Here is a 12,904-nt window from a genome sequence, read left to right as displayed (position 1 = left end):
GACGTGCATCGAACCAGTGAGGGCAAAATGCTATTCGACTACACAGTCATAACCAACAATATCGGGTTGCTCTGGCAGGGCCTCCTGATGACGCTCTATTTCACCGTGATCACGATCGGCGCGGGCATGCTGATCGGCCTTTTCATCGGGCTCATCCAGCTGAGCACGTTCAAGCCCCTGGTCATCCTCGGCCAGATTTATGTCGAGTTCTTCCGCAACATTCCGCTGCTCGTGACGCTGCTGTGGGTCTACTACGCCTTCCCGATCTTCGCCGGTATCAACGTCACGAAGTTCTGGGCCGGCTTCATCGGCCTCAGCTGTTACGTTGGCTCGTTCTACGCCGAAATCCTGCGCGCCGGCGTCCAGTCTGTCGATCCTGGCCAGACGGATGCGGCGACCGCCATTGGCATGTCCTATGGCCAGCGCATGCGCCGCATCATCCTGCCGCAGGCTTTCCGCAAGATGATCCCGCCGCTCGCCGGGCAGTCGATCATCCAGATGAAGAACACCACGCTGCTGTCGATGATCACGGTCCCCGACCTTCTCTATCAAGCGAGCTACATCAGCAGCTTCACCTATCGGCCGATGGAAGTTTACACCGCTGTCGGCGTCATCTTCCTGGTCATCCTGGTGCCGCTGACGCTGCTGTCCCGGAAACTCGAACGCAGCGGGGCCAGCGTAAAATGAGCATCACCCATGCGAGTGCCTCCGCTGGAGAGAAAAGCGACAAACCGGTCCTTCGCCTCGATGGCATCTGCCTCAAGTTCGGCGACAAGCGCGTTTTGAACGGCATCGATCTCTCGGTCATCGAAGGCGAGGTGGTCGTGCTGATCGGCGCCAGCGGATCGGGCAAGACGTCGCTGCTGCGCTGCATCAACCTGCTGAATACTCCTACCAGCGGCAGCATCGTCATCGGCGACGAGGTTCTGTTCAACAGGAAGGCTGACGGCAAGGCCGGCTCCGATATACCCAACCAGGAGGTCAACCGGATCCGCTCGAAGACCGGCATGGTGTTCCAGCAGTTCAACTTGTTCCCGCACATGACGGCGCTCGAAAACGTCATGGAAGGCCCCGTCGTCGTCAAGAAAGAGCCGAAGGAACAGGTGCGTCAGACCGCATTGAGGCTGCTTGATCTCATGGGTCTGGCACAGCACGTGGAAAAATATCCGCGCCAGCTGTCCGGCGGCCAGCAACAGCGTGTGGCTATCGCCAGGGCCATGGCCATGCAGCCGAAGGTGATGCTGTTCGACGAGCCGACCTCGGCGCTCGATCCCGAATTGGTCGGCGAGGTCATGAAGGCGATGGTCGACCTGGCCAAGAGCGGCATGACCATGGTGATCGTGACGCACGAGTTGGGCTTTGCCTTCGAGGTCGCCGACCGGGTGGTTTTCCTCGATCAGGGCGTGGTCGCCGAACAAGGGCCGCCGTCCAAGGTGCTTTTGCATCCAGAACATCCGCGTCTGAAGAGTTTCGTCGGACGCTTCCATGAATCGGCGGATCTGCTTCGCCCGTTCCTCGAGGCGCGAGAAGCCGACAAGGCGTGCTGACGGCACGTCGCTTCACGCAAAACAGCCAAGCGCACATCGTCGAATGCGGCCCCCTTCGAGCCGGTCGCAAAAGGAAGAGATAATGACACTGAGTTTCGATCCGGCCACGGTCGCCATTCCCAAGGGCCATCACATTGGCGGGCAATTCGTTGAACTGCCAGGGGCGGAGATCGAGGTTCTCCGTCCCTCCGATCTCCAGCCGATGGGTGTGATCACCGATGGCGGCGAAGCAGCGATTCAGCAAGCCGTCGATGCCGCCAAAAAGGCGCTGGCGCAGAGCCGCTGGGCGAAGATCGCCCCACGCGATCGCACCGCCGCGCTCATGCGCTTCGCGGCGCTGATCGAAGAGAACGCGACCTATCTCGGCCAGTTGGAAGCGATGGGCTCGAGCCGGCTGATCTCGATGACGATCGGGCGCGACGCTGTGCGCACCGCCGGCGTCGTGCGTTACTACGCCGAATTCTGCGACAAGATCGAAGGCACGGTCACCGCGACCGAGGCGAACGCGCTCAGCATCGTCAAGCATGAGCCCTACGGCATCGTCGGCGCGATCGTTCCCTGGAACTTCCCGATGATCACGGCGGCCTGGAAGTTCGCGCCGGCCCTTGCCGCAGGCAATGCGGTCGTGATGAAGACGTCGGAACTGACTCCGCATAGCCTCCTGGCCTTGGCGGAGCTGGCGGCTCAAGCCGGCGTTCCGGCCGGCTTGTTCAACGTCGTCAACGGTTATGGCCACACGACGGGAGCGGCGATCGTGCGCCATCCCGATATCCTGAAAATCTCCTTCACCGGCTCGACGCAGACCGGGGCCGCAATCATGACGCTGGCCGCGCAATCCGGCATCAAGCCGGTCACGCTCGAACTCGGCGGCAAGAGCCCGCAGCTGGTGCTGGCCGACGCCGGCGATATCGATGTAGTGGCCGGACGTGTCGCGGCCGCGTTCATGGACAATGCCGGCCAGGTCTGCACGGCCGGTTCGCGGCTGATCGTCGAGGACAAGATCGCCGATCAGTTGGTCGACCGCGTCATCGCTCGCACCAGGGCGATCAAGGCGGGACCGACCTGGGACGAAACGACGACCTTCGCGCCGATCATCAGCCGCAAGCAGCTCGAGCGTATCGATACGATGGTCCGCGCCAGCGTTAGCGAGGGCGCCTCGGTGGTGACCGGCGGGACGGTGCTGGAAGGCCGCAACGAAGGCAGCTTTTTCGCGCCGACAATCCTGGAAAATGTTGCCGACGACAATATCGGCTTCAAGGAGGAGTTCTTTGGCCCGGTCCTGACCGTGCGCACTTTTGCCGACCTCGAGGATGGTCTGGCCCAGGCGGCGCATCCGGTCTACGGGCTCGCCGCAAGCGTCCACACCACGGATTTGAAGAAGGCGCTCAAGGCGGCGGATTCGATCGAGGCCGGCATGGTCTGGATCAACCAGCATGGGCGCGGTCCGGAGTTCACCTATCCGGCCGGCGGCTACAAGGGCTCCGGCTTCGGCAAGGATATGGGACGGGCCGGCATCGAGGCGTTCCTTCGCCAGAAGGCCATCTGGGCCAATTACGCCTGAACGAGCGCAAGCACATGCAATTCGACTACATCATTGTTGGCGGCGGCTCGGCCGGAGCCGTGCTTGCTAGCCGTCTCTCGGAAAACGGGGTCAAGCAGGTCGCGCTTTTCGAAGCCGGACCCGACACGCCACCGGACGCCGTTCCGGAGGTGATTTCGGACAGCTATCCGGGCCTGTCCTACTTCGACCCGAAATATCATTGGACGGAGCTGCGCGTCTTCAACCGCTCGCCGAGGCAAAACACGCAGCCGGTCAAGACCGCCAAGCTCGAGCAGGCCAAGGTGATGGGCGGCGGCTCGAGCATCAATGGCCAATTCGCGGTGCGCGGCCTGCCGCACGACTACGACGAATGGCAGGCGCTCGGTCTCGCGGGCTGGGGATGGGACGGCATGCTGCCCTACCTCAAGAAGCTGGAGCGCGACCTCGACTTCGATGGCGATCTTCACAATAAGGGCGGCCGGATTCCGATCCGGCGGGTGTTTCCGCAGGACTGGGCCGGGTTCACCAAATCCGTGCTGAAGCAGACGGAAGTCGAGTATCCCTATCGACCCGACTACAATGGCAGTTTTGAGGATGGCTCGTTCCCGCTGCCACTGTCGAACGAGAACGACCGTCGCGTGTCGACGGCCACCGGCTATCTCCACGCCGGTGCGCGGGCGCGCAAGAACCTGCATATTTTCGCCGACGCCTTCGTCGAGGGGCTGGTGAGCGAAGGAACCCGCATCACCGGTGTCGAGGTCACGATCGCTGGCAAGACCGAGGTCTATCATGCCAACGAGACCATCGTTTCGGCCGGCGCGCTGCATTCGCCGGCCATCCTGCTTCGCGCTGGCATCGGGCCCGCGGCCCAATTGAAACGGCTTGGTATCCGTGTGATCGCTGATCGCCCAGGCGTCGGTGAAAACCTGACCGATCACCCGCATTTGGCCGTCGGCGCGCATTTCAAGAAATCCGCGCGGCTGCGGCCGGGGCAGCGACGCCACATTTTCCTCGGCGTCAGATATTCTTCCAATCACGCCGACTGCCACCCCGGGGACATGCTTTTGATGCCGGTCAACCGGGCCGGATGGCATCCGCTTGGCAAGGCGATGGGCGCACTCAATGTCTGCGTCAACAAATCCTACTCGCGCGGCACTGTCACCTTGAAGACGGCGGTCCAGACCGACGAACCGATCGTCGACCTGAACCTGGCATCCGACGGCCGCGACCTGATGCGCCTGGTCGATGGCTTCAAACGCATCTGCAAGATCATGGAAGCGCCTGACGTGCGCCAGCACGTCAACACCTGGTTCCTGGCCGGCTACAGCGACGAGGCGCGCGCGCTCAGCGTGCGCAAGCCGTCGAATTGGCTCAAGACCGCGACCGCCGCCTATCTGTTCGACTATGCGCCCTTTTTCCGCGAGACCCTGCTCAGGCGCAAGTTCGGCACCACCGACCGTATCCACGCGATGCTGAGGGACGACGAGCTGATCGCCGATTGGGTCAAGCAATCCGTCTGGTCGGGCTGGCATGTCTCGGGCACCTGCAAGATGGGCAACGACAACGACCCCTTGGCGGTTCTCGATGGCGAGTGCCGGGTGCGCGGCGTTCAGGGTCTGCGCGTCGTCGACGCCTCGATCATGCCGACCATCATTGCCGCCAATACCAACATCACGACCATCGCCATCGCTGAAAAAGCGTCTGACCTGATCTTGAATTCCCGACAGTAGCAAAGGACCTGAATTCCATGCGTAAGAACAAGGTGAAAGACATCTGGGCGGCCGGTGGCGAAGTCGTGACGGGCTGGCTCGGCATTCCCTCGTCGATCTCGGCGGAGCTGATGGCCCAGCAGGGCTGGGATGCGCTGACGATCGATCTCCAGCACGGCGCGACCGATTATGTCGACGCCGTGCCGATGCTTCAGGCGATCTCGACGACCGACACGACCCCTATGGTGCGCGTGCCATGGAACGACCCTGCGATCATCGGCAAAGTGCTCGACGCCGGCGCCTATGGCGTGATCTGCCCGATGGTCAACACCGCCGAGGAAGCCGATGCCTTCGTCAAGGCCTGCCGCTATTTCCCCAAGGGCGGCCGCAGCGTCGGCCCGCTTCGCGCCTCGCTCTATGCAGGCGCGGACTACTTCCAGCATGCCAACGACACCATCATCACCATGGCGATGATCGAGAGCGAGCAGGCGGTCAAGAATCTCGAGGACATCCTCAAGACACCCAATCTCGATGCCATCTTCGTCGGTCCCTCGGACCTCGCGGTGACCATGGGCGAGGCGCCCGGTTTCGACCCGCGCTATCCCGCCGTCTACGAGGCGATCGAATACATCGCGGCCAAGTGCAAGGAAGCCGGCGTCATTCCGGGCATCCATTGCGGTTCGGTCGCCTATGGCGTCGACATGCGCAAGCTGGGCTACCGCTTCATGGCCTATCTTTCCGACTTCCGCATGTTGCAGCAGATGGTGTCGCGCTCGCTTCCGGCGTTCCGCGCCGGCACGCCGAGCGCCATCGCGCCCTGACCACCGACCGATCGCCATGACATCGACAAGCGCGCCGCGCGGCAAGGTGACGGTGATCGGCGCCGGCATCATCGGCGTCTGCACCGCGAACTACCTGCTCGAGCAAGGGTTTGCCGTGGAGGTGGTCGATCCTGCGCTGCCCGGCTCGGAGGAGCAGTGTTCCTTCGGCAATGCCGGCGGCATCTGTCCGGGATCCTGTATTCCCAATTCGATGCCGGGCGTGCTGCGCAACGTGCCGAAATGGCTGATGGATCCGGAAGGCCCGCTGATCGTGCGGCTCGCCTATCTGCCGCATGCGCTGCCCTGGCTGCTGCGTTTCCTCGCCGCCAGCCGACGGCCGCGCGTCGAGGAAATATCGGCGGCGATGCGCTCGCTGCACCGCTATACATTCGAGTGCTACGAGCCGCTGATCAAGGCTGCCGGCTGCGAAGACCTGTTGCAGAAGCGTGGCCAGCTCTTCGTTCATGAAACCGCCGACGGTCCGTCGAAGGGCGCCTACGGCCTCGGGCTTCGTCGCGAGCACGGCGTCAAGGTGGACATCCTCGGTGCCGACGAGATCCGGCAGCTCGAACCGGCGCTGGCGCCGATCTTCAAGAGTGCTGTCTATCTGCCCGAGCAGGGGCAGTGCCCTAATCCGGGCCGTCTTGTCGCCAGGCTCGCCGAACATGCGGCGCGCCAGGGCGCGCGCTTCACCAGGGCAAGAGTTACGGGCTTCGACATGGGCCCCCAGGGCCCCTCGGCGCTGCGGCTTGAAGATGGCGGTCGCCTGCCGGTGGAGACCGTAGTGTTATGCGCCGGCGCCTGGTCGGGCGAGCTCGCCCGCAAGCTTGGCGACCGCATCCCGCTGGAGAGCGAGCGCGGCTACCACATCATGGTCAAGGGCGCCGATACCGGCCTGCGCATCCAGACCATCTCCGCCGATCGCAAATTCGTCGCCTCGCCGATGGAAGATGGTTTGCGGATCGCCGGCAATGTCGAGTTCGCCGGCCTGAAGGCGCCCGCCAATATGAGCCGGGCGGATGTTCTCCTGAAGCAGGCCCGGCCCATGTTCAGAAAACTCCAGGTGGGCGAAGTGTCGCGCTGGATGGGCCATCGCCCGGGCACGCCCGACAGCATCCCCGTCATCGACCGGTCATCACGGGCAAAGAACGTCATCTATGCCTTCGGCCACGGCCATCAGGGCCTTATCGGCGGGGCGGTCACCGGCAAGATCGTGTCGCAACTTGCCGCGGGTTTGCCGCCGGCGATCGATCTGACGCCTTTCCGGGCGGATAGGTTCTGATTACGCTGCCGCCGCAGCGGCGCTGCCGTTCTTGCACGAGGGAAACGACGTGACTGCAGACACCAACGCACAGGCCGAGGAGCCGATCGATCCGCAACGCGTCTACGCCGTGCTGATCTGCGATCTGGTCGGCCTGCGCATAGGCCCTGACGGCAAACCTGACCCAAGTGAAGTGCGCGCTCATATCGAAGCCAAGGGCGGCCGCTTTCATGCAGCGGCACTTGTCGACAAGACGGCCCTGGAACCCGGCCGGGTGCATTTCTTCTACCAGCCCGATCTCAGCACCCGTGAAGAGCTGATCGAAGCCGCCAGCGATGGGCGCTATGATGCCGTCATCGCCGCCGCGACCTTCCTGCCCGACGAGACGGTCTTTCCGCTTGCCGGCGTGCGGATCGGTGCCGGCACCGGCAATATGGGCTCGCGCTCCTGGGGTGGCGGCAGCGGCGACGGCGGCACCGCGGTGCTTATGAACACGCCAGGCATCAACAGCCGCGCCACGGCGCAGATGGTAATGAAGGCCATTCTCAAAGTGTTGCCGGACCTGCCGGTCGACACGCTGCACGACCGAGTCGCGCGAGGTGAATTCGACACCGGCAGGGACCTGCGCAATTTCCCCACCGAGAAGCTCGAAGGCAAGAAGATCGCTATCATCGGCTTCGGCAATATAGGCCGCGAAGTGGCCAAGCTCGCCCGCGCTTTCGGCATGAGCGTGGCAATCCATGCACGACCCCGCCACCGCGACTGGATCGAAGCCGAGGGCTTTGCCTATGCACCAGACCTCCATGACGCGGCAGAAGGCGCCGATGTGCTGACGGTCCATGTCGGTCTGGGCAAGCAGGACGCGCAAACCGGCCGCTACGCCAATGCCGGCCTCGTTGGCGCGGAGGTGTTGTCGCGGCTGACAAAGTGCGCGGTTCTCGTGAACTACGATCGCGGCGAACTGGTCGACGTTTCGGCGCTCGATGACGCGCTGTCCAGCGGCCGCGTCCGTCATGCGGCAATCGATGCGGACCTCTTCAAGGATGCCGCGACCGGGCGCCTGTCCGGGCCGATGCTGCCCTATCTCGACCTTGTCGAGAAGCACGCCGGCAAGCTCGAACTTTTGCCCCATGCCGCGGCCGACACGGATCACCCGTCGCGCGTCGCCGGCGCCATGCAGGCCGTCGACCAGATATTCGATGTCATCTGCCGCAAATTGGTCACCAACGCAAAAGGCACGGTACCGCCGGACTATCTCCTGCGTGGGGGGAAGACGCCCCCCGGGATCGGATCGGTGACGGCGGACGACCTTTTGAGATTGACCGCGAGCGAATGCTCCGAATTCGCGGAGATCTGTCATCGCCAGGACCGGTTGTGGGACCTTCTCTCTCACTCGGCCCCAACCGACCGCGCGCAGATTGTCGCCGAGCAGGGGGAAGAACTCGTCCTTTTGATCGACCGGTTCTGCCTGCTTGCCGAGAGGCTGAACCTCAGAGGCCCCTATGACAGGACCGCTGCCGGTCCGGCACGGCTCGGGTCTTAGCTCCGGCTTCTAACAACAGCACCGCGAGCGCGGCGCCTGGACGGCGGCCAGCTAGGAGCTGGCTGGGAGAACGTGCTGCCGCGTTCACGTTTCCGGGTCGACGTCGACAATTTGGAACCTTGGCTCGGCACAAGGGTTTCGCAGCTAGGTTTTCAGCCAGCGACGGAGCCAGCCATGCCAGACCCAGCGCCCCAGGCGACACAAAAGGTGAGCCGACGAGGCTTCATGTCGGGGTCGATTTCGGCCGTCGCCGCGGCACCCCTTCTGACGCAGGTTGCGCAGAGCGAAGCCGCACCGGCCAAACAGGATGGACCACGCGATCTGTCCGAAGTGTCGCTTCGGGTCAACCGGCAGTCCCATAAACTGGCGCTCGACAATCGCACCAGCCTCCTGGATGCCTTGCGGGATCATATCGGCCTCACCGGCACCAAGAAGGGCTGCGACCACGGTCAATGCGGTGCCTGCACCGTGCTGGTCGACGGCAAGCGGGTCCTTTCCTGCCTGAGCTTCGCCGTGCTGACGCAGGACCGGGAGATCACCACCGTTGAGGGCCTGGCTTCCAGCGATGGCAATCTGCATCCCATGCAGCAGGCCTTCGTCGACAATGACGCTTTCCAGTGTGGCTACTGCACGCCTGGGCAGATCATGTCGGCCATCGGCTGCGTCAACGAAGGCCATGCCGGATCGGAGGATGAGATCCGCGAGTTCATGAGTGGCAATCTGTGCCGATGCGCCGCCTATCCGAATATTGTGGCGGCCATTGTCCAGGCCCGCGACGAAACAGGAAAGGCCTGACATGCGTCCGTTCACCTATGAAAGGCCTGTAAACGTGCAGGCGGCAGTCGCCGCGGCCTCGCATCTCGCCAAGCCACTTGTGCCGCCCACCCAGTCGCCCGCGCAGTTCATCGGCGGTGGCACCAACCTCGCCGATTACATGAAGCTCGGAGTCGCGCAGCCTGAACGGCTGGTCGATCTCAACGGGCTGGACGACGCCGGCCTGCGCCGGATCCAGGTCGATGACAAGCGCATCGTTTTCGGTGCGTTGGTGCGCATGAGCGACGCCGCCGCCCATGAAGAAGTCCGACGCCGTTGCCCGCTCGTCGCCGAGAGCCTTGTCCTGGCGGCCAGCGGCCAGATCCGCAACATGGCCACCCTTGGCGGCAACGTCCTGCAGCGCACGCGGTGCGAATATTTCCGCGAGACATCATGGGCCTGCAACAAGCGCGAGCCCGGATCCGGATGCGCGGCGATGGACGGCTTCAATCGTCAGCACGCCGTACTTGGCGGCAGCGATCAATGCATCGCAACCTATCACGGAGACTTCGCCCAGGCGCTGATAGCACTTGACGCAAGCGTCGTTGTCGAGGGTCAGCACGGTTCGCGAAAGATTGCGTTTGCGGATTTGCATCGTCTGCCCGGCGATACCCCGAACATCGAGACGGTGCTTGGCCCCGCCGACATCATCGTCGCTATCGAGGTGCCGCTCGGCCCCTGGAGCGGACGCTCGCGTTACCTGAAGATCCGGGACCGCGAATCCTACGCCTTTGCCCTGGCCTCGGCTGCGGTCGCACTGGATATGGATGGCGGCACGGTCAGGCACGCGCGTATCGCGCTTGGCGGCGTCGCCACCGTGCCGTGGAGAGCGAAGAAGGCAGAGGAGGCTCTGCTCGGCAAGGTGCTGAACGAAGGCGCCGCTCACGCTGCCGCCGAGGCGGCCTTCGCCGATGCGAGGCCGCGCGAGCACAATGCGTTCAAGATCCCGCTCGGCAAGAGCACGCTGGTGCGTGCCCTGCTCGAAACCCGCGACATGAAGGTCTGACCATGAACGAAGCCGCCCCCGCCCCGAAGGAAAACATGGGAGCTCCGCTTCCACGCGTCGATGCAAGGCTGAAGGTGACGGGCCAGGCTCCGTATCCGGCCGATTTTGCCGCCGCCAACGTCGCTTATGGCGTTCTGGCCACCAGCACGATCGCCCGAGGGTCGATTAGGGCGCTCCATCTGGACCGTGCCCGGGCGGTGCCGGGCGTGCTCGACATCATCAGCGCCGGCGACGTCGGCTCGATCGACAAGCCGAAATTCGGCAACACGGGCGCGAGTTCGATCGGCCCGCTGCATGACACGAAAATCTTCCACGACGGTCAGATCATCGCCTTGGTCGTGGCCGACACGTTCGAAGCGGCCGAGGAGGCCGCCATGCTGATCCGTGCCGACTATGCCGAGGAAACACCTAGCGCGAGCTTCGACTCCAAGGGCGCTGAGACCGAGGCCGCCGCCGGCAAGAGCCCGATGTTCAAGGAAGACGTCAAGGCTGGCGATTTCGATGCCGCCTTTGAAGCCGCAGCGGTTAAGATCGACCAGAAATACTCGACGCCTACCCAGCATCACAATCCGATTGAACTCTTTTCGACGACGGCGATGTGGCAGGGCGACCAGCTCACCGTCCACGAGCCGTGCCAGAACGTTACTGGCTGGAAGGTTGAACTCGCGCGTCAGCTCAAGATCGATCCCGCCAATGTACGCATCATCAGCTCTTATGTCGGGGGCGCCTTTGGCTCGAAGGGCCCGATGACGGCGCGGACCGCGATCGTCGCGCTCGCGGCGCGCCGTGTCGGCAGGCCAGTCCGTTGCGTGGTCAGCCGCATGCAGTCCTTCGGTACGCAGACCTATCGGGCGGAAACCCGCCACCGAATCAGGATGGGGGCTGACAGAAACGGCAAAATCTCCGCGTTCGGTCATGAAGGATGGGAAGTGACGTCGCGCCCGGATCCCTATGTCGTCGGCGGCACGTCGGCGACCGGGCGGATGTACGATTATGGCTCCGTGCTGACCCACGTCTCGATCGTGCACGCCGACCGCAACACGCCGGGCTACATGCGCTCGCCGCCCGAAACGCCCTATGTCTATGCGCTCGAAAACGCCATGGACGAGATGGCGGTGGCATTGGGAATGGACCCGGTGGAGTTCAGGCGCGTCAACGAGCCGAAAAAGGAACCGATCGGCGGCAGACCATTCTCCAGCCGCTCGCTACTGAAATGTTACGACCAGGCAGCCGAAGCCTTTGGCTGGTCGCGGCGGGACGCTGCCGTCGGTTCGATGCGCGATGGCGATTGGCTTGTCGGCATGGGATGCGCGACTGCCATTTATCCCAGCAGCGTCGCGCCATGCGCGGCTCGCATCCGCCTGACCGATGACGGCCAGGTCCGCGTCCAATGCGGCTCTCACGAAATCGGCACCGGGGTGCGCACCGTGGCAGCGCAGATGGCTGCCGAGCGGCTGGCGGTCGACATCGACAAGGTCAGTGTCGAAATGGGAGACAGCGCCTTGCCGCCTGCGCCGGTTTCGGGTGGATCGATTTCGACGGCAAGTGTCTGCTCGGCGGTGCTGAAGGCCGCCGATGCGGTGCGTGCCAAGCTGTTCGCAGCGGCCGTAGCCGAAGGCGGGCCATTGTCAGGTTCGGGCAACGAGAAGCTCGACATGCAGGACGGGAAGGTTGTGGCAGCCGGTGGAAAATCCGCAGCCATCGCCGACGTGTTCAAGTCGATGCAGGTCGGCGCCATCGAGGAATATGCCGAGTTCGCGCCCAAGGGTTCGACCGGGCAGGCGCTGAAGAAGCTTTATGCCGGACAGCCCGAGTTCCACGGCGGAGAAGAGGACAAGGATTCCGTCAAATATGCCTTCGGCGCCGAATTCGTCGAAGTTCGCATCAACAGCTACACCCGAGAAATCCGCGTTCCGAGGATCGTCGGTGCCTTTGCGGCGGGGCGGATCATGAATACGCGCACCGCACGCAGCCAGCTGATGGGCGGCATGATCTGGGGCATCAGTCATGCATTGCACGAAGCGACCGAGATCGACCAGCGTCACGCAAGGTATGTGAACCGCGACCTGCAGGACTATCTGGTGCCGGTGAACGCGGACATCAAAAAGGTGGACGTCATCCTGGTTCCGGAAGTGGACATGGAGGTCAATCCAGCTGGCGTGAAAGGTCTGGGCGAACTGGGGAATGTGGGAACCGCGGCGGCCATCGCCAGCGCGGTCTATCATGCCACCGGCAAACGCATCCGCGATCTTCCCATCCGGATCGAGAACCTGCTGGTTTAGCGCTGCGAGGCTGTCAGGCTGCTGCCTGCCGGCGCTGACGTCGGGGAGGTCGATTTTCGGGCGCCAGCGGCGCAGCCGATATGCTTTTCAGGCCTAAGCAGTTCTCGACCTCCATCCGGCCGTCTGCATGGCGCTACGCGCGGCCACCTAGAGCGTTTCCTGTTTTGGGAGAATCGTAGGATTCCCATCGAGGCTTGTTTGTGATTCAAGATGCTGGCTGGATTGGAGGCCAGCATCTGATGACGCGAGCGCTTTCAAATGATCTTCGTGAGCGTGCGGTGGCCGCAGTTGGCGAGGGGGAGACCTGTCGGTCGGTTGCCTCGCGCTTTGGCGTTGCAGTTTCCTCTGTGGTGAAGTGGTCGCAGCGTTACCGTGCCACCGG

Annotated in this window: 11 protein-coding genes; all 11 read left to right on the top strand. The window is 63.5% G+C overall.

Annotated features, from left to right (window positions below):
- Positions 1–27: 27 nt before the first annotated feature.
- Positions 28–687, top strand: coding sequence for an amino acid ABC transporter permease (locus LB513_RS22545; RefSeq protein ID WP_224665743.1), 660 nt, complete (start codon positions 28–30; stop codon positions 685–687).
- The gene (locus LB513_RS22540) at positions 684–1,547 is read left to right on the top strand and encodes an amino acid ABC transporter ATP-binding protein (protein WP_224665742.1); all 864 of its coding nucleotides are present in this window, start codon (positions 684–686) and stop codon (positions 1,545–1,547) included. Before LB513_RS22545 ends, LB513_RS22540 begins: the two co-directional genes overlap by 4 nt.
- Before the next feature lie 82 nt (positions 1,548–1,629).
- Positions 1,630–3,108: an aldehyde dehydrogenase family protein gene (locus LB513_RS22535; protein WP_224665741.1), complete on the top strand. Its 1,479-nt coding sequence runs from the start codon at positions 1,630–1,632 to the stop codon at positions 3,106–3,108.
- 14 nt (positions 3,109–3,122) lie between these two features.
- A complete protein-coding gene (locus LB513_RS22530) occupies positions 3,123–4,817 on the top strand; it encodes a GMC family oxidoreductase (RefSeq protein ID WP_224665740.1) in 1,695 nt (564 codons plus the stop codon).
- 17 nt (positions 4,818–4,834) lie between these two features.
- Positions 4,835–5,617, top strand: coding sequence for an HpcH/HpaI aldolase family protein (locus tag LB513_RS22525; RefSeq protein ID WP_224665739.1), 783 nt, complete (start codon positions 4,835–4,837; stop codon positions 5,615–5,617).
- A gap of 16 nt (positions 5,618–5,633) precedes the next feature.
- A complete protein-coding gene (locus tag LB513_RS22520) occupies positions 5,634–6,899 on the top strand; it encodes an NAD(P)/FAD-dependent oxidoreductase (RefSeq protein WP_224665738.1) in 1,266 nt (421 codons plus the stop codon).
- A 49-nt stretch (positions 6,900–6,948) separates the two neighbouring features.
- The gene (locus tag LB513_RS22515) at positions 6,949–8,421 is read left to right on the top strand and encodes an NAD(P)-dependent oxidoreductase (RefSeq protein WP_224665737.1); all 1,473 of its coding nucleotides are present in this window, start codon (positions 6,949–6,951) and stop codon (positions 8,419–8,421) included.
- Positions 8,422–8,646: 225 nt separating this feature from the next.
- Complete coding sequence (locus LB513_RS22510) at positions 8,647–9,216, top strand: (2Fe-2S)-binding protein (RefSeq protein WP_224665736.1); 570 nt, start codon at positions 8,647–8,649, stop codon at positions 9,214–9,216.
- A 1-nt stretch (position 9,217) separates the two neighbouring features.
- Entirely contained in the window at positions 9,218–10,240 is a 1,023-nt protein-coding gene (locus tag LB513_RS22505) for an FAD binding domain-containing protein (protein ID WP_224665735.1), read from the top strand.
- A gap of 2 nt (positions 10,241–10,242) precedes the next feature.
- Entirely contained in the window at positions 10,243–12,522 is a 2,280-nt protein-coding gene (locus LB513_RS22500) for a xanthine dehydrogenase family protein molybdopterin-binding subunit (protein ID WP_224665734.1), read from the top strand.
- 239 nt (positions 12,523–12,761) lie between these two features.
- A partial coding sequence (locus LB513_RS22495; RefSeq protein WP_411962737.1) for a helix-turn-helix domain-containing protein occupies positions 12,762–12,904 on the top strand: 143 nt, incomplete at its 3' end.

This window comes from Mesorhizobium sp. ES1-1, from assembly GCF_020164785.1.
GTDB lineage: Bacteria > Pseudomonadota > Alphaproteobacteria > Rhizobiales > Rhizobiaceae > Mesorhizobium.
Note: the sequence above shows the minus strand (reverse complement) of the source record. Positions and strands in the feature narration are given on the sequence as shown.